This window comes from Gottfriedia sp. NPDC058432 (genome assembly GCF_042721555.1).
GTDB lineage: Bacteria > Bacillota > Bacilli > Bacillales > Bacillaceae_G > Gottfriedia.
The window spans coordinates 1-18,692 of the sequence record NZ_JBHXLC010000007.1; the positions used below are offsets into that span (position 1 = coordinate 1).

The following is an 18,692-nucleotide window of genomic DNA, read 5'->3' on the forward strand; positions in this document are numbered from 1 at the left end:
GGCTTGGGTAGGCTTTTTAATCACTCCCATTATTGCCAACTGCAACCTACGTTAAGCAAAATGGAGCCGTTTCGTTCATTATGACTAAACTGCCATTTAGTTGAATAAGGGAATGAAAAAAGACCACAATTTGTGATCTTTACTTTTTGTTATGCAACTAATGCACTGTGTTAGTTGAATAAGACTTTATGCAGTTTTATGTTTTATTCTGGTTCCAATAAACGTAGTAACAAATAGAAAAATAGGAAAGAAAAATAAATAGAAAAATAATATCAACCCTGCTGCGAAATTATCATTGACTATATTTATGTTTGAAAACAAGCTACCTATTAATACAGTAAACAGGACAAAATACGGAAACCACAATATAGAGGAAAATAAAGACCATAATCTACTTTCTAACCATTTTCTAGTAACAAATGGAATAATAAAAAGCAATCCACACAATAGTGTTATTTCTGCTCCAATTGAAACATTCCATACGAATTCCGTAGTCAAACCTGTTAAGACTTGAATCCGTTCATAACTTAACAGAAAACTAAAAAATAAGGACGAAAGTAATCCATAAATTGCGCTCACTGCATTGAGTTTCAAAAAGTATTTCAACTGATTCAACTCCTAATACGATTTTTATTTATTATACCGCACAATTTTATAATGCAAATTGGGGGATTTTAACCTTTTCATATAGAATTTCAAGTATTCCTTATGTAACTAAACTGCCATTTAGTTGAACAAGGAACATAGTTTTTTTATGTATATGGCATGCAGCACTAGTTTATATAAAGATTCTTGACGGAAGTAAACAAAAAGCCAATCCCCTCTGGAACAAGGGACAGGATTTTATGTGTTTTATCTAGATATGCATAATTTTATACACGGTCGGTTGTAAGGAGCAATACAACTATTGTATTCCCCTATTTTTGTATAAAATCCCACAAACAAAAAGGCCTATAAAATCCTTCTTACAAATAATTCAAAAGAGGAATCTTATAGGCCATTTATTTAAAAAAATATAAAAATTACTGTCTGCAATTAATTAAAACCAAGAACGTCTTCTACTGCTTTTTATCATATTCCACATTTCTTTTTGGTGATCAGGATCTTGTGGGTTTACGTTACAATTCATTAGCCATTGAGCCGCGTTTTCACGTTGTTCCTCAGTTATGGATACACTGCAGCAATCCGATAGTCGGTCAATCATATGACATGCGCCTTCTCGGCTTTTTAAATCATTTTTGCGATATGAACGAAGAATACTATAAATACGTGGAAACTTGCGAGGATCACAAACTTTACCACAAAATTCTCTCATTAAGCTTGGGTCAAGATTTCCCATAAAGCCACTCCTTTATTGTTTAAACCATTAACTAAAATGACATACACACAAATATTTTTTCAACAATGTATTATATGCCGTCAAAGAAAATAAGGACGAGGCGTTTAACTAGATATCGCAAATTAGTCACTTGTCTCATATTTTTTTAGATAATGACTTAAAGTCAATAAGGGCCAAATATAACGATAGCTATGATAATTTATATAAAAATGACCTGGTAATCCTCCACCTGTTGGATAGGTCAATCGCTTATCATGGGTCTTTAACCAGTTCAAAATGTTTGCTATTCCATCATCAATTGCACTAGTAGGATAATCGTTGATCGAAATGAGTGTATCGACAGCCCATGATGTATGAACAATTGTCGAATAAGAAAGAGGGATATACTTTCTTTCTATGTCGCTTTTACAAGACTCACCCCATCCACCATCATCCTTTTTTATAGTAAGTAGCCAGTCGTTAGCTTTTTGAATACTTGGGTGGCTTGAGGGGATACCAACTGCTTTCATACCAGTAATAGCGGCCCACGTTCCATAAATATAAGAAATTCCCCAGCGGCCGTACCAGGAACCATCCTCGTGTTGATGATTGATTAACCAATTAACTCCATCTTCAATTCTTGGATGAACCATATTTAACTTTAATTTGGATCCTAGAAATTCGATTGTTCGACCAGTCAAATCTGCTGTAGATGGATCAACTGCAGTATCAACGAAATTTTGGATAGGGAAGATGATCTTTAAGTATTTGCTACTGTTTTTTTCAAATGACGCCCATCCGCCGTCTTTATTTTGCATATCAAGTAACCATCTCACTCCAGCGTTCCAAGATTTTCGATAATCGTCTTCTATTAAAGAGATAGCAGTTGTCGCTCTTAAGACTGCTTGCGTATCATCTACATCTGGATTTTGGGTATTGCTGTCGGAAAATCCCCATCCTCCTAAACAAATCCTATGATCTTTCTGAACTACTGTATGTTGGAGAGAGACTAAGAAGTTAGAAGCGGACGCGATTGCTTTATCATTTATTGGCACACCTGCTTCCTGCAATGCGTAACTAGTAAGTGCTGTATCCCATATTGTCGAAGGGGAATTTTGGATATGAAGGGAATCTTCCAATTCAAAGAGGAAAGATTTTATACCTAAAACAGCATTTTGAATTATAGGGGAAGTAACTTGATAGCCTAATGAAAGAAGGGCATAAATTCCAATAAAAGTTGCGCTGGCATAACTAGATAAAGTCCCATCTCCTTCAATATTTTGAAGAATATATTGTTCGGCCTTTTTAATAGCCACTTTGGATAATGATTTAGTAAAAGGCATTTTAATATTTGCGAATTTCCGCTTTTTACTAATCTCTTTGAACTTATTGTTTGTAAACAAATGTTGTATTGTAGGCGTCCATTTATTTTTAATCGTAAACTTTTTATGTCCCAATATTAAAAGTGGGGCAAAGTGGAATCGAACATAAGAACTAAATTTAAAGAAGGACAAAGGAAAAAACTTTGGCAAATTCATTAAAAGGAGAGGAACTGGAAAAAACCTAGGCCATGGATACAATTCATGTAAAGCAAGCATAAATTTTGTGGAGATGTGTACGCTTTCCAATCCCCCATTTTGACGAATGAACGCTTCTGCTTTCTTCATTTTTTCATCAGAAATCTCTATATAATTCGAGAATAATAGTGCAGTGTAAGCCTCAACAGTTACTGATAAATTACCTGAGTCATCATCAAAAAGCTTCCAAGCCCCACTTGAGTCTTGCTTTATTAATAAACGATTTACTAGTTTCTTAATTAATTCTTCATCATGACATTCAATCGTTCTTAAAATAATAATCATATAGGCATCTGTCATAGGACCACTTTCGAAACAATATCTCCATGATCCATCATCACTTTTATCTAATTTAATTTTATCTACTAGACTATCAATTTCAGCTCTAACTTTCTCTGATAAATCCATTTTTAATCTTCACCGCCAACTGATTGTGATACATATTCTTTTACGTTAAAAATTATAAATTGGCAGCAGGGAATCTTAATCGACTTTTTTGCCAATTTTTGGAGTTAAGTATAAGTGCAACTGCGCCTCTGACTCCACCTAAAAGGATCGTCAGTCGGCGAGTTTTCTTTATATAGATATGTAGATGGCTATCAATTGGGGCGGGCAACTATTTGTACAAATAGATTGTTGTGAAGTTAAATAACTAATTAAATTTTTAAATACAGGGGTTAAGTGTAAAAAAATAAAAAGGAAGTATGTCAGAAAGCAAGAATACTAAAAAATACCCTCTATTTAAATTTCCAATATTTAGTAGTGTGGCTTTTTGCGTTTTATATAAGGAAGGGTGGGGATAAAAAATGGAAAGAGATTATTTAATTAAACCATTACTTGGACAGCATTACCCTATGATTTCTCATGGAAAGGGTGTTTACCTATTTGATAAAGATGGTAATCGGTATATTGATGGTTCATCTGGTGCAATCACTGTAGGAATTGGTCATGGTGTTGAGGAAATCATTGATGTTATGACTGAACAAGCAAAACAAGTATCTTTTGTTTATCGTTCACAGTTTACTAGTGAACCTGCTGAGAAGCTAGCAAAGAAACTGAGTGAAATCACTCAAGGTGATTTAAACTGGACGTTCTTTGTTAATAGTGGTACTGAAGCAACAGAAACTGCTATGAAACTAGCGATACAGCATTACCAAGAAAAGGGAATGAAGGGGAAAAATAAAATCCTCTCACGCTGGATGAGCTACCATGGTATAACAATTGGCGCATTATCTATGTCGGGTCACCCTTTACGTCGCCAACGATTTGTACCAATCTTGGAAGAGTACCCTTCAGTTTCACCACCGTATTGTTATCGTTGTCCTTTTAACTTAGAGCACCCATCCTGTGATTTAGCGTGTGCATCTGAATTAGAAACAGCCATTGATCGAATTGGCCCTGAACATATTGCAGCATTTATTGCTGAACCAATTATCGGTGCTGCAGGTGGTGCGATTGTACCATCTAAAGGTTATTACCAAAGAATTAAAGCTATTTGTGAAAAGTACGATATTTTGCTGATTTCCGATGAGGTTATGACTGGCCTTGGACGTACTGGAAAAATGTTTGCAATGGAGCATTGGGGTGTTCAACCTGATATCGTTACGCTTGGAAAAGGATTAACATCTGGTTATACACCAATGGCTGCAACGATTGCTAGCGATCGAGTTATTGAACCAATTATGCAAGGTTCAAAGGTTGTAATGAGTGGACATACCTTTAGTGCCAACCCACTATCAGCTGCTGTTTCATTGGCCGTTATTGAATATGTTGAGAAACATAATTTAGTACAAGCCGCAGAAGAAAAAGGTAATTATCTGATGAATAAACTCCAAGGTTTAAAGGAGAAGTTTTCATTTATAGGAGATGTTAGAGGAAAAGGTTTGTTAATCGGTATTGAATTCATTCAAGATATAAAATCAAGTTCCTTTATTCAAAAAGTAATGAGTAAGGGGTTACTTTTATATCCTTCCGTTGCTGGAAAAAACGGAAAAGAAGATTCGGCTTTCATGATTGCACCACCTTTAACGATTACTTATGAAGAACTGGATGAATTGCTTCAAATTCTTACAGAGAGTTTAAAAGAATTGGAAATGGAACAATCTCAACTAATCTATGCAGCTGAGGGGGAAATCGTATGAATTTAGTTGAAAATACGTATAAAAAAATAGCAACAGTGGAACAAATTCTTCAATTTTTTCATGACGACATGACACTAATGGTTGGAGGCTTTGGAGGAGTCGGTTCACCGCCAACCTTACTTCAAACATTATTTGAAAGTGGAGTTAAGGATCTTCACTTGATTTGCAATGATACTGGATTTCCGGACATTGGCATCGGAAGAATGGTAAGGAATGAAAGAATCAAGTCAATTGTGACATCCCATATAGGATCGAATCCGTTTGCAGGAAAATTAATGACGGAAGGTAAGCTTAAAGTAGAATTTTCTCCGCAAGGCACTTTAGCAGAGCGTATCCGAGCTGGAGGAATGGGGCTTGGAGGAGTATTAGTAGATGTAGGTCTTGATAGTATGGCAGAAGACGGTAAAGAGAAGGTATCTGTAAAAGGTAGACAATATCTAGTTGAAGAAGCTCTTAAAGCAGAAGTCAGTATTATTTTTGCAAAGAAAGCTGATCCATTTGGAAATTTGGTTTTTGATAAGAGTGCAAGAAATATGAATCCACATATGGCTATGGCAGGAGATATTACGATTGTAGAAGCGGAAGAAATAGTTCCACTTGGATCGTTGAATCCTGAGGAAATCGTAACTCCAGGTGTGTTTGTTGATTACATAATTTCATCAGAAGGAGTGAACTGGAAATGGGCATGGGAATAGACTTTCGTCAAAAAATTGCAATGCGAGCTGCTAAGGAAATAAAAAACGGAATGATCGTAAATTTAGGGATTGGAATTCCATCCATTGTTCCAGATTACTTACCGGAAGATGTACATGTTATGTTCCATGCGGAAAATGGCGTTATGGGAATTGGACCAAGTCCCGAAAAAGGAAAAGAAGATGAAAATTTATGTAATGCAGGTGGTTTCCCGATTACTGTTTTAAAAGGTGCTAGCTATTTTGATAGTGCTACTGCTTTTGGCATTATACGAAGAGGTTTACTAGATTTAACGGTTTTAGGGGCATTACAAGTTAGTGAAAAAGGGGATTTAGCAAACTGGATTGTACCTGGAAAGCGCGTACCAGGAATAGGTGGAGCGATGGATTTAGCTCAAAAAGCTAAAAGAGTTATTGTCGTTATGAATCATACCGATAAAGCTGGGAATCCAAAAATTGTGAAAGAATGTAGTTTGCCATTAACTTCTAAATCTTGTGTAGATTTAATCATAACGGAAATGGCTGTTATTGAAGTAGTCAACAACAGTTTAGTGCTTAAAGAACTAATGAGTCCATATACTGTAGAGGACGTAATCGAAAAAACTGGTGCGAAATTAGAAATTAGTACGGATTTAAAAATGTTTATATAGAAAAGGGTGAAGAGGATGAGTCATTATAAAAAAGTTATTCAAGATTATATAAGCAATCATAAGGAAAAAACAATTGATCTTCTTAAACAGCTAGTAATGGAAAATAGCGTGTCTGGTAATGAGAGTAAGGCACAAGCAATTGTCCTTGAAAAATTGAGAGAACTTGAATTGGACTTAGACGTATGGGAACCAGATTTAAAAGAAATGAAAGAGCATCCTTATTTTATTTCAACTAGAGACAGTTTTACTGGTAGCCCTAATATTGTCGCTACGCTTAAAGGAACGGGCGAAGGAAAGTCCATGATTTTAAATGGACATATAGATGTTGTTCCAGAAGGAAATATTCAGCAATGGACTTATCCTCCTTTCAGTGCAACCGTAGTAGATAACAAGCTTTATGGACGTGGGTCAACTGATATGAAAGGCGGAAATGTTGCACTAATTTTAGCAATTGAAGCAATAAAAAGAAGTGGAATTACACTAAAAGGTAATGTGTATTTTCAAAGTGTAATTGAGGAAGAAAGTGGTGGCGCGGGTACACTTGCTACAATATTGCGAGGATATTCAGCTGATGGTGTTATTATCCCTGAACCAACAAATATGAAGTTTTTCATTAAGCAACAAGGATCAATGTGGTTCCGTCTTAAGGTAAAAGGTAAGGTAGCACATGGGGGGACTCGTTACGAAGGTGTAAGCGCTGTCGAAAAAAGCGTACTTATCATTCAACAAATCCAAAAACTTGAGCAATTACGAAATGAACGAATAGTTGATCCATTATATGATGGAGTACCGATTCCGATTCCAATTAATATAGGGACAATTCATGGTGGAACATGGCCATCTTCTGTATCTGATCTAGTAACTTTAGAAGGAAGATTCGGTGTAGCACCAAATGAAAGATTAGAAGATGCGAAAATTGAATTTGAGAATTGGATTGATCATATTAAAAATCTTGATGATTGGTTCGTAGAAAATCCCGTAGAAGTAGAGTGGTTTGGAGCAAGATGGGTTCCAGGTACTATTGAAGCTGATAGTGAATTAGTGCAAACTTTGCAACGAAACTATCTTGAAACAATGAAACAAAACCCAGTAGTTGAAGCTGCACCATGGGGTACTGATGGTGGATTATTTACACAAATTTTAAATATCCCGATGATTGTTTTTGGACCGGGGGAGACAAAAGTAGCTCACTACCCAGATGAATTTATTGATTTAGATCAAATGTTTTTAGCAGCAGAAATCATTGCCTGTACATTAATTGACTGGTGTGGAGTTGAGGGCCAACAACATGAAGGTGAGGGAGCATATGAAAACGAAAAAGTATTATGAATCAATTAAAGTTCAACAAGAAAATTATTATTTTGAAGGTGCTTTAGATTATTTTAATGAACGAATTCGGGTTGATTTTTACTTAGGAAATGTATCACTACTAATCGAGAGAATAGAAAAACTAGCAAAAGAAAATAAATTTACTAAGCTAATTATTAAAGCAAGAAGTGAACATTTATATGCCTTTTTACAATCAGGATATATGATTGAATCTGCACTGAAAGGCTATTTTCAAGGTAGTGATGGCTTTTTTGTTACGAAATATGCTAGCCAGGATAGAAGAAATAGTCTTTATTGGGCTGCTGGAGATGATATTCTAGATGCGGTTTTAAAGAGTGACAGGTCAAAAGAAAAAGTAATTCCTGACGGTTATGTTTTACGAAGAGCTGAAAAAAATGACTCAAATAAACTTGCTAAATTATATGGCCAAGTTTTTAAGGTATACCCTACACCTTTAAATGAATCCGCTTATGTTGAAAAAACGATGGATGAAGGGACTATTTATTGGGTTTATGAGAAAGATGGAAATATTGTAAGTGCAGCATCTGCTGAAGTGGACTTCAGTCAAAGAAATGCTGAGTTAACAAATTGTGCAACCCTTGAAGAGCATCGTAAGCATGGATTGATGAAGGAGCTAATGAAGAAGTTAGAACAGGATTTAGTAAGCCAATCAGTTTATTGCTCTTATACGATCGCGCGAGCATTATCATATGGAATGAACGCAGCCTTTCATCAATTAGGTTATAAGTATACTGGAAGAATGACAAACAACTGTTATATCTTCGATAAATTAGAAGATATGAATGTATGGGTGAAGGATCTTTCAAAAGTAGTCTTTTAATGTCAAACTGCCGAAAAATGAGCGTCAAATTGCTAAGTTTTCGGCAGTGAAAGGATGGTTATAAAATGAACGCAACAATTCCAACTAATCAAATGATTAGTGCCATATTAAACAGTATCGATGAAGCAATTCACGCAGTCGACAAAAATGGAATGACTATATTTTATAATCAAGTTGCGGCTGACCATGACGGTGTTTCTGTTGAAGAAGTTCTGGGAAAGCATGTACTAGAAGCTTTCCCTTCTTTAACGAAAGAAACAAGTACCTTACTTACAGTACTAGAAACAAGGAAATCGATTATTCAACAGCCTCAACGCTATGAAAATATTAAAGGTCAATTCATTGATACAGTTAACACGACAATCCCAATCATTTTGGATGATCAACTGATTGGTGCTGTTGAAATTGCAAAGGATTATTCAACTATTAAAACACTTGGCGAGAAGGTTTTAGACTTACAAGCGAGAATTAAACCACAAGTTAAACAAGGCAAAACTAAACAAATTTATTCATATACGATATCAGATATATTAACGGATGATCCTGCTTTATTAGCTGTTAAAAATCAGGTTGAGAAGGTAGCAAATGCAGGCTCCGCAGTACTGGTAGTTGGTGAAACTGGAACTGGAAAAGAACTTTTTGTACAGTCAATTCACCATAGTTCAAATAGAAGTGAAGGCCCTTTTATTGCTCAAAACTGTGCTGCTTTACCGGAATCATTACTGGAAAGTATATTATTTGGTACGACAAAAGGTAGTTATACGGGAGCAATCGATCGAGCAGGTTTGTTTGAACTTGCTGATGGTGGAAGCTTGTTTTTAGATGAGTTAAATTCGATGCCATTAGAGCTCCAAGCAAAGCTACTAAGAGTATTAGAGGATGGAGTTGTTCGCCGGATAGGTGATCAAAAGACCCGTAAAGTGAATGTAAGGGTAATCGCTGCAATTAATGAATCACCTTTAGATTGCGTTCAGAACGGTATCATGCGACCGGATTTATATTATCGTTTAAATGTGTTTTCTTTGTTCATACCTCCTTTAAGAGAAAGGAATTATGATATCGAACTTCTCACGTCTCATTTTGTTGAGCAATTTAATGAACGTTTCTCAAAGAATATTCGAAATGTAGAACATACTGTATTTGAGTTATTCCACCAATATAATTGGCCTGGAAATGTCCGAGAACTAAAGCATACGATTGAACATGCTATGATTATGGCAGAAGGGCATACCCTTACAGTTAAACATCTTCCGATTCAACTACAACAAATTAAGAAAAGCACTGAAACAAAAGGAGTTCAGCCTTTACGTACTGCAATGCAGGAAATGGAAATTTCACTTATTAAACAAGCTTTGCTACAAACGAATTCTAATATTCAGCAAGCCGCAGCGCTACTTGAAATACCTAGGCAAACTCTTCAATATAAGATTCAAAAGTTAAATATCGTAGTATAAACTACTTTTTAATCTTCTAAAAAATCTAGTTTTAGCACTTCATTCAATAGCCAAGCCGCCTAATTTTAGGCGGTTTTATTATTTTAGCTTCATCATAGATCAATCAAAACTTAAGATTTTAACTTTTTAAAAAAAATAACAGGCCAAATAGTTTGAATTTTCTATATTTGTGGCGTTTTTATTAAATAATTGTAAATTTTTGGCACGACTCTTGCTTTATATTAAAACAAACAGTTTGAAAGGGGATGTAAGTATGGTAAATGCAGTCTATGCACCTAAAAGACATTGGAAAGAAGTTGAATTGTGGAAAGATGTAACAGAAGAACAATGGAATGATTGGGTTTGGCAACTTACAAACACCATCAAATCACTGGATGAGTTAAAGCAAGTAATTAACCTCACGCCAGACGAAGAAGATGGGGTACGAATTGCGACAAAAACAATTCCACTAAACATTACCCCATATTATGCATCATTAATGAATCCGGATGACCCACGTTGTCCAGTTCGTATGCAATCAGTACCAGTCTCTGCGGAGATTCATAAAACTAAGTATGATTTAGAGGACCCTCTTCATGAGGATGAAGATTCTCCTGTTCCAGGTTTAACACATCGTTATCCAGATCGTGTACTATTTTTAGTAACAAATCAATGCTCAATGTACTGTCGTTATTGTACTAGACGTCGCTTCTCAGGACAAATTGGAATGGGAGTGCCAAAGAAACAACTTGATGCTGCTATTAACTACATTAGCAAAAATCCTCAAGTGCGTGATGTACTTATTTCAGGTGGAGACGGTCTTTTAATTAACGATAATATTTTAGAGTATATTTTAAAAAATTTACGTGAAATTCCACATGTGGAAATTATCCGTATTGGTACAAGGGCACCTGTAGTGTTCCCACAACGAATTACTGAAAATCTTTGTAATATCTTAAAGAAATATCATCCAGTTTGGTTAAATACTCACTTTAATACTTCAATTGAAATTACAGAGGAATCAAAACGAGCTTGTGAAATGCTTGCAAATGCTGGTGTACCGTTAGGAAACCAAGCCGTAATCTTAGCTGGAATTAACGACAGTGTACCAATTATGAAAAAGCTAATGCATGATTTAGTTAAAATTCGTGTTCGTCCATATTATATTTATCAATGTGATTTATCAGAAGGAATTGGACACTTCCGTGCGCCTGTTTCAAAAGGTTTAGAAATTATGGAAGGATTACGAGGCCATACTTCTGGATATGCAGTACCAACATTTGTAGTAGACGCACCGGGTGGCGGAGGAAAAATTTCTCTTCAACCAAATTACTTAATTTCTCAAAGTGCTGATAAAGTTGTTCTTCGTAACTTTGAAGGTGTAATTACTACTTATCCAGAACCACAAAATTATGTACCAGGTAGAGCAGAAGCATACTTTAAAGAAATTTATCCTAATATGGACGAAAAGCGTTCTAATGCAGGAATCGCGGGATTAATGAATGAAACAAAATTCAATCTTGTACCAGAAGGTTTACAACGTATGGAAGTACGTAAAACATATGCAACAAACCCAGAGCATGCTTCTTTAAAAGATAAGCGCGATAAACGCGACGAATTAAAAGAAAAGAAATTCCAAGCACAGCTTACAAAAATCCAAGTTAGTGAAAAGCTAGTAGGAAGTGCGCAAGGAGACGCTGAATGATGAAATGTCAGTGGTGTGAATCAGCTAACATAGTTGAATCAACAAATACGGTCTACTGGGAACTTCCTGATGGTACGAAAGCAATTGAGATTAAAGAAACTCCATGTATCCTTTGCTTAGATTGTAAAATAACATATCAAACAGATGATACTGTTGGTGCAATTGAGGAGCAATTATACTTAATCGACACAAAGCTGCTTGGTAAAACAACTTCATATAATGAGTTGATCCAGCAGCAAAGATTATTAAAGAGGAATTACTTTGATTTTTCCAAATAAGAAATGAGAAGCGACTATTCGCTTCTCATTTTCTCTAATGTTCAAGCTTTTCCTAATTCTTCCAATGGACATTAAAAGCAGAAAATGATCGAATCCAAAAAAGACTGAAAAGGAGTATTTTAATGAAAAATACGGTAAATACAATAACAGTCATTGATTCTAACAACCATATTCCTTCTATGCCTCAAGAGTTAAAGCGTGGATTAAAACCTCGTCATATCACAATGATTTCACTAGGGGGAACAATTGGAACAGGTCTATTTTTGGCAAGTGGAGGAGCAATCCATAATGCAGGACCAGGTGGTGTTCTGGCGGCTTATACAGCAATTGGAATAATGGTGTACTTTTTAATGACAAGCCTTGCTGAGATGGCAACATATATGCCAGTTGCTGGATCTTTTAGTACATATGCAACAAAATTCGTTGATCCTGCACTTGGTTTTGCGCTTGGTTGGAATTACTGGTATAACTGGGCAATTACAATAGCAGCTGAACTAGCTGCAGTTACGATGGTTATGAAATTCTGGTTACCACATACATCCTCACTCTTATGGAGCTCATTATTTTTAGCTATTATCTTTCTGTTAAATTACCTGTCAGTCAAAGGGTTTGGGGAATCTGAATACTGGTTTTCTATAATAAAAGTTGTTACAGTTATCATTTTTTTAATTTCTGGATTTTTAATGATTTTTGGAATTATTGGGGGAGAAGCAGTAGGGTTTAAAAATTTTACAGTTGGTGATGCTCCTTTTCATGGAGGATTCATGGCGACACTCGGAATCTTTATGGCAGCTGGATTTTCTTTCCAAGGTACCGAGTTACTAGGGATAGCAGCTGGGGAGAGCGAGGAGCCTGAGCGAAATATTCCTCGTGCGGCTCGCCAAATATTTTGGCGTATTTTATTATTTTACGTATTATCTATAGTTGTAATAGGTCTGCTAATACCATATACAAATCCTAATTTAGCAAGTGGCGATGTAGCTGTTAGTCCATTTACGCTAGTTTTTGATAAAGCTGGCATTGCATTTGCAGCATCTGTAATGAATGCAGTCATCTTAACGGCAGTTTTATCAGCTGGAAACTCAGGAATGTATGCTTCAGCTCGAATGCTGTGGGATATGGCTCGCCAAGGGAAAGCTCCAAAGGCATTAGGTAAGTTAAATAAAAGGGGTGTACCTGTTAATGCATTAATCATTACAGCGGCAGTCGGTACATTAGCGTTTTTAGCTTCTCTATATGGTGACGGAGTTGTTTACATTTGGTTACTTAATGCTTCAGGTATGTCTGGTTTTATTGCTTGGCTTGGCATAGCGATTTGTCATTACCGTTTCCGTAAAGCCTACGTTGCACAAGGGAAGGATTTAAATGACCTACCGTATAAAGCAAAATGGTTCCCATTCGGACCAATATTTGCTTTCGTACTATGTGGGGTCGTAATTCTTGGACAAAACTATTCAGCATTTATGGGAAATAAGATTGACTGGAACGGTGTACTCGTTTCATATATAGGTCTGCCATTATTCCTTATTTTGTGGATCGGATATAAACTCATAAAAAGAACAAAAATTGTTCGACTTAGTGAGTGTGATTTGGAGAAATAAAGCACGTGGACAAGTTTTAGCTTATGACTTTACAGCATTAGCAAAAGCAGTGATTCAAATCTCAGATAAAGATCAGAAAAAATATTTAGTTCGAAGGTAACACTAGATTAGTGATGATTTCAAAATGCACTATCATTCCTGTTTTGGAATAAACTAACAGAGAATATAGTAAAAAGTACCCTGTTCATTATAAGAATGTAGTAATCTTATACTCTTACAGAATCAAAAAATAAAAATATCTTGTTTATAAATATGATATTTTTTATAATTATCTGTATCTTATAAGTAAAAGGATTGTTACTGCAATGCAGGCAAAACCTAGATGATCAATGTCCTAATATTAGGCATTGGTTGTTTAGGTTTTTTTTAACGATAGATGTAGTGAAATTGACCTACAAAAAAAGAAAAGATAGTATAGAAATAATAAATGGTATCGCAAATAATCCTTCGCAAGAGAGGTGAAATAGATGATCATCCATAAAGTAATTAATAACAATGTAGTAAGCGTTTTGAATGAGCAAAATAAAGAAATGGTTGTGATGGGGAGAGGGCTGGCCTTTAAGAAAAAACCAGGTGATCCCGTTGATGAGCAACTGATTGAAAAGGTTTTCAAGTTGGAAAACAAGGATTTATCGGAGCATTTTAAGAAGCTGCTTGAAGAAATTCCTTTACAATATATGGAACTGTCAGATGAAATTATCCGCTTTGCTAAAGAGACATTGGGAAAAAAATTAAGTGAAAGTATTTATGTGTCTCTGACAGATCATATTCATTTTGCCTTATATAGACAGAAAAATGGGATGGAAATCAAGAATCCTTTACTTTGGGAAGTAAAACGACTGTATAAGGAAGAATTCTCGGTGGGCAAACATGCATTAAATATTATTGAGCAAAAAACAGGAATTCGTTTACCTGAAGATGAAGCAGGTTTTATTGCTTTGCATGTAGTAAACGCGGAATTGAATGAGGAAATGACGAACATTGTAAATATTACAAAGTTCATCCAAGAAATATTAACTATTGTAAAATATCATTTTAAAATTGAATTTGATGAAGAATCTTTGAACTATTATCGCTTTGTCACACATCTTAAATTTTTTGCTCAAAGGATTTTTAGTAAGACATATTTAAATAATGAGGAAGATTTTCTGTTCAATACAATAAAAGAGAAGTATAAAGATGCTTCCGTTTGTACAGAAAAAATCAAAGATTTCGTTCTAAAAAAATATGAGTATGAATTAAGCACAGAAGAGAAACTTTATCTAACAATTCATATTGCTCGCGTTGTAAATAGAAATTAATTTTTTGTGTGAAAGCGTTGACATCGTTAATTTACAGTGATATTATCAAGTTATCAATTAAATACATCCGATTTTATAGGATTGTTACTGGTCGTGCAGGCAAAACCTAAATTGTCGTCTCTTATGTTTTCCTGAGGCGTGCAGTTTAGGTTTTTTGTTTTCTTGGGACACTTTTGATCCGGACGAGGGGACTCAGGGATTGGCCGGTTTACATGTCGTTGTATTTAATTAAGTATTAAATATCAAAATTCAGGATTGTTACTGGTCACGCAGGCAAAACCTAAATTACAAGAGTGTATGATGATTTTTACATGCACCTGTAGTTTAGGTTTTTTATTTTACTAAAATAACAATTCAAATGATGTATTAATTATTTTTGGAATTTTCCATGATTTGAGGAGGGGTATTTATGGATTATAAGCGAACTGCTAGAGAGATTATAGATTTAGTCGGTGGGGAAAAAAATATAACCAATTTGATTCATTGTATTACTAGGCTTCGATTTAATTTGAACGACGATAGCATTGCAGATAAAAACAAAGCTAAAATCGAAGCAATTGATGGTGTCATGGGGGTAAACAGAAGTGGCACTCAGTTTCAAGTAATCATAGGAAACGATGTTATAAAAGTATTTGATGAAATTAATAAAATGGCCAATATTAATTCTGGTAATTCAGATGGTAATAAAAAGACAAAAGGAAAAGGGATCGGAAGTATTTTTGATGTAATATCTGGAACATTCGCACCAATATTACCTGCAATCACTGGAGCAGGTATGATCAAAGCAATCCTTGCTATTCTTTTGACATTCCACTGGATTTCAGACAAAAGCCAAGCATATATTATTATGAATGCGATCGGGGATGGTGCATTCTACTTCATACCGTTCTTAGTTGCTTTTAGTGCAGCGAAAAAATTTGGGTCCAATCAATTTGTTGCAGTTGCCATCGCTGGTGCTATTATGCATCCATCCATTACAGCGTTGTTAAGCAGTGGCAAACCAGTACACTTTATTGGTCTTCCTGTAACGGCTGTAACATATGCATCATCCGTTATCCCGATCTTATTAGCAGTTTGGATTGCATCTTATGTAGAAAAATGGACTGATCGGGTAACTCCGAGCATGGTTAAACTGATTATCGTTCCGACTATTACTCTATTGGTAATGGTTCCAATTACTTTAATTGCGGTTGGTCCACTTGGTGTAATCATTGGTAGTGGTCTATCTAAAGGTGTTACTTTCCTATATGCTCATACTGGTATTTTTGCAGGACTTCTGCTTGGAGGTACATTCTCTTTAATCGTTATGACTGGGATGCACTACGCGTTTCTTCCAATTGTAGTTGGAAACTTAAGCACAAAAGGATACGATACAATCCTTCCTGCAATGTTTATGGCTAATATGGGGCAAGCTGGAGCGGCCTTTGCAGTATTCTTAAAATCAAAAAATAAATCATTTAAATCATTAGCGCTTTCAGTTAGTATGACAGCTTTAATGGGTGTAACAGAACCAGCTATGTATGGTGTAAATATGAGGCTTAAAAAGCCATTCATTGGTGCTTTAGTTGGTGGAGCAATTGGTGGAGCTTACTATGCATTGATGGCCGTAAAACTATACGTTATTCCAAGTAATGCTGGTCTTCCAGGAATTCCGTTCTTTATTGGTGAAACATTCGTTTATGCATTGATTGGTTTACCAATTGCGTTTATCGCAGGTACAATCGCAGCGTACTTTATTGGCTTCGAGGATGTAGAAGTAAAAGAAGACAAAACGGAAGAAAAAGTTGTAAATGAAGTAAAAAACGTTGATCAAAACCGTATTCAAGAAGTAGTAAGTCCTATTAAAGGAAAAGTTGTACCTTTAACTGATGTTAAGGATGCTACATTTTCAAGTGAAGCTTTAGGAAAAGGTATTGCCATTGAACCTCAAGAAGGAAAAGTCGTTTCTCCTGTAAATGGAGTTGTTACAACTTTATTTAGAACGAAGCACGCGATTGGCATTACATCTGAAAATGGAATTGAAATTCTAATTCACGTTGGAATGGACACAGTTAAATTAGATGGAGAATTTTTTACAGCACACATTAGCCAAGGTGACGTCGTGAAAGCTGGAGACCTACTTGTTGAATTTGATTTAGTAAAAATTAAAGAAGCAGGCTACGAAGTTACAACTCCGATTGTTATTACAAATAGTACTAATTATCTAGAAATTAATGCAGTAAATAAAGAAAACGTTAAAGAAAATGAAACACTTTTAACGGTTTGTGGTTAATTTAGAATTTGATTCTGACTGTTGGATTTAAAGCCAACAGTCAGAACATTTAAATAAAAAAATTTTAATAAAAATTGTGGAGGGGACTATTATGTCAAAAAACTATTCATTTCCTAAAGGATTTTTATGGGGAGGAGCAACTGCTGCCAACCAATTAGAAGGTGCTTACCAAGAAGGTGGTAAAGGGTTAAATTTAGCAGATGTTATGCCTGGAGGAAAAGTAAGACTAAAAGTCATTCAAGAACCAGGATTTGATTTTAAAATAAATAAAGAAAAATATGTCTATCCAAATCATGATGGAATTGACTTCTATCACCGTTATAAAGAAGATATTGCACTTTTTGCAGAAATGGGATTTAAAACATATCGTATGAGTATTGCTTGGAGTCGTATCTTTCCAAAAGGCGATGAAGTAGAGCCAAACGAAGCAGGTTTAGCTTTCTATGACCGTGTGTTTGATGAACTGAAAAAATATGATATTGAGCCTGTTGTAACAATTTCTCACTACGAAATTCCATTACACTTAATTACAGAATATGGTGGGTGGCGTAACCGTAAAGTAATCGAATTCTTTAATCGATATGCAACAACATTATTCGAGTACTATAAAAATAAAGTAAAATACTGGTTAACTTTTAACGAAATTAATGGTGCTACACATTTACCGCTATTAGGTCTTGGTTTTTCACCTGAAAGTAAAGAAACACAATTGCAAGATAGTTTCCAAGGGCTTCATCACCAATTTGTAGCAAGTGCGTTAGCTGTAAAAGCAGGACACGAGATAATTCCAGGTAGCCAAATTGGTTGCATGCTTGTGTATGTTCCAACTTACAATTACGATTCAAACCCTGAAAATGTGATGTATGCTCTACAAGAGTCTCGCCTGTGGAATAACTATTGTGGTGATGTACAAGTTAGAGGAGCATATCCAGCATTTGCAAAACGCTACTGGAAAGAAAATGATATCAACTTAGATATTCAAGACGGTGACTTAGAAATCATTAAAGAAGGAACAGTTGATTTCATTTCGCTAAGCTACTATATGTCACGCACTGAGAAAAAACATAAAACGAACGAAGAAAATAGCCAAGGTAATTTAGTTGGTGGCGTTAAAAATCCATTTTTAAAAGAAAGTGATTGGGGATGGGAAATCGATCCAACTGGTCTTCGCATTGGATTAAATCAATTATATGACCACTACCAAAAACCACTATTCATCGTAGAAAATGGTCTTGGCGCATACGATCAAGTAGAAGAAGATGGCTCTATTAACGATGATTATCGTATTGATTATCTTCGTAGTCATATTGAGGCAATCGGTGAAGCAATCGAGGATGGTGTCGAACTGATTGGTTACACTCCATGGGGATGTATTGACTTAGTAAGTGCATCTACAGGTGAAATGTCTAAACGTTACGGCTTTATTTACGTAGACAAACAAGATGATGGAAGCGGAACTTTAGAGCGCAAAAAGAAAAAATCATTTTATTGGTACCAAAATGTAATTCAAACGAATGGGGAGCAACTTAATTAATTAAAGATATAAGAAATAAC

General features: G+C 35.4%; 15 protein-coding genes. 12 read left to right on the forward strand and 3 right to left on the reverse strand.

Going from position 1 to position 18,692, the window contains the following annotated elements; genetic code table 11:
• Positions 1 to 186: 186 nt before the first annotated feature.
• From ACFWM3_RS08820 to ACFWM3_RS08830, 3 genes are all read right to left on the reverse strand, one after another.
• A complete protein-coding gene (locus ACFWM3_RS08820) occupies positions 187 to 606 on the reverse strand; it encodes a hypothetical protein (RefSeq protein WP_390311093.1) in 420 nt (139 codons plus the stop codon).
• A gap of 433 nt (positions 607 to 1,039) precedes the next feature.
• Positions 1,040 to 1,339 carry a hypothetical protein gene (locus tag ACFWM3_RS08825; protein ID WP_056474613.1) on the reverse strand — a complete coding sequence of 100 codons (300 nt, stop codon included), beginning with the start codon at positions 1,337 to 1,339 and terminating at the stop codon, positions 1,040 to 1,042.
• Positions 1,340 to 1,461: 122 nt separating this feature from the next.
• Entirely contained in the window at positions 1,462 to 3,303 is a 1,842-nt protein-coding gene (locus ACFWM3_RS08830) for a terpene cyclase/mutase family protein (RefSeq protein ID WP_390311094.1), read from the reverse strand.
• A gap of 398 nt (positions 3,304 to 3,701) precedes the next feature.
• On the opposite strand from ACFWM3_RS08830, the gene ACFWM3_RS08835 reads away from it, so the two are divergent.
• The 12 genes from ACFWM3_RS08835 (at position 3,702) to ACFWM3_RS08890 (ending at position 18,672) form a co-directional block, all read left to right on the forward strand.
• Positions 3,702 to 5,036 carry an aspartate aminotransferase family protein gene (locus ACFWM3_RS08835; protein ID WP_390311095.1) on the forward strand — a complete coding sequence of 445 codons (1,335 nt, stop codon included), beginning with the start codon at positions 3,702 to 3,704 and terminating at the stop codon, positions 5,034 to 5,036.
• On the forward strand, positions 5,033 to 5,731 hold the full coding sequence (locus ACFWM3_RS08840; protein ID WP_390311096.1) for a CoA transferase subunit A: 699 nt from the start codon (positions 5,033 to 5,035) through the stop codon (positions 5,729 to 5,731). The genes ACFWM3_RS08835 and ACFWM3_RS08840 overlap by 4 nt, the downstream gene beginning before the upstream one ends.
• Positions 5,716 to 6,378 (forward strand): 3-oxoacid CoA-transferase subunit B, encoded by a 663-nt coding sequence (locus ACFWM3_RS08845; protein WP_056474604.1) that lies wholly within the window; start codon positions 5,716 to 5,718, stop codon positions 6,376 to 6,378. The genes ACFWM3_RS08840 and ACFWM3_RS08845 overlap by 16 nt, the downstream gene beginning before the upstream one ends.
• Positions 6,379 to 6,393: 15 nt before the next feature.
• Positions 6,394 to 7,707: a peptidase gene (locus ACFWM3_RS08850; protein WP_056474602.1), complete on the forward strand. Its 1,314-nt coding sequence runs from the start codon at positions 6,394 to 6,396 to the stop codon at positions 7,705 to 7,707.
• Positions 7,685 to 8,548 (forward strand): putative beta-lysine N-acetyltransferase, encoded by an 864-nt coding sequence (ablB, locus tag ACFWM3_RS08855; protein ID WP_390311097.1) that lies wholly within the window; start codon positions 7,685 to 7,687, stop codon positions 8,546 to 8,548. Before ACFWM3_RS08850 ends, ablB begins: the two co-directional genes overlap by 23 nt.
• A gap of 65 nt (positions 8,549 to 8,613) precedes the next feature.
• The gene (locus ACFWM3_RS08860; RefSeq protein ID WP_056474770.1) at positions 8,614 to 10,002 is read left to right on the forward strand and encodes a sigma-54 interaction domain-containing protein; all 1,389 of its coding nucleotides are present in this window, start codon (positions 8,614 to 8,616) and stop codon (positions 10,000 to 10,002) included.
• A 253-nt stretch (positions 10,003 to 10,255) separates the two neighbouring features.
• The gene (kamA, locus tag ACFWM3_RS08865) at positions 10,256 to 11,686 is read left to right on the forward strand and encodes a lysine 2,3-aminomutase (RefSeq protein WP_335407250.1); all 1,431 of its coding nucleotides are present in this window, start codon (positions 10,256 to 10,258) and stop codon (positions 11,684 to 11,686) included.
• Positions 11,686 to 11,964 (forward strand): YokU family protein, encoded by a 279-nt coding sequence (locus tag ACFWM3_RS08870; protein ID WP_056474767.1) that lies wholly within the window; start codon positions 11,686 to 11,688, stop codon positions 11,962 to 11,964. Before kamA ends, ACFWM3_RS08870 begins: the two co-directional genes overlap by 1 nt.
• Before the next feature lie 179 nt (positions 11,965 to 12,143).
• Complete coding sequence (locus tag ACFWM3_RS08875; RefSeq protein ID WP_056474764.1) at positions 12,144 to 13,565, forward strand: amino acid permease; 1,422 nt, start codon at positions 12,144 to 12,146, stop codon at positions 13,563 to 13,565.
• Positions 13,566 to 14,032: 467 nt separating this feature from the next.
• Entirely contained in the window at positions 14,033 to 14,866 is an 834-nt protein-coding gene (gene licT, locus ACFWM3_RS08880; RefSeq protein ID WP_056474594.1) for a BglG family transcription antiterminator LicT, read from the forward strand.
• A 409-nt stretch (positions 14,867 to 15,275) separates the two neighbouring features.
• Positions 15,276 to 17,138, forward strand: coding sequence for a beta-glucoside-specific PTS transporter subunit IIABC (locus ACFWM3_RS08885; protein WP_390311098.1), 1,863 nt, complete (start codon positions 15,276 to 15,278; stop codon positions 17,136 to 17,138).
• A 91-nt stretch (positions 17,139 to 17,229) separates the two neighbouring features.
• Positions 17,230 to 18,672 carry a glycoside hydrolase family 1 protein gene (locus tag ACFWM3_RS08890; protein ID WP_056474588.1) on the forward strand — a complete coding sequence of 481 codons (1,443 nt, stop codon included), beginning with the start codon at positions 17,230 to 17,232 and terminating at the stop codon, positions 18,670 to 18,672.
• The last annotated feature ends 20 nt before the right edge of the window (positions 18,673 to 18,692 follow it).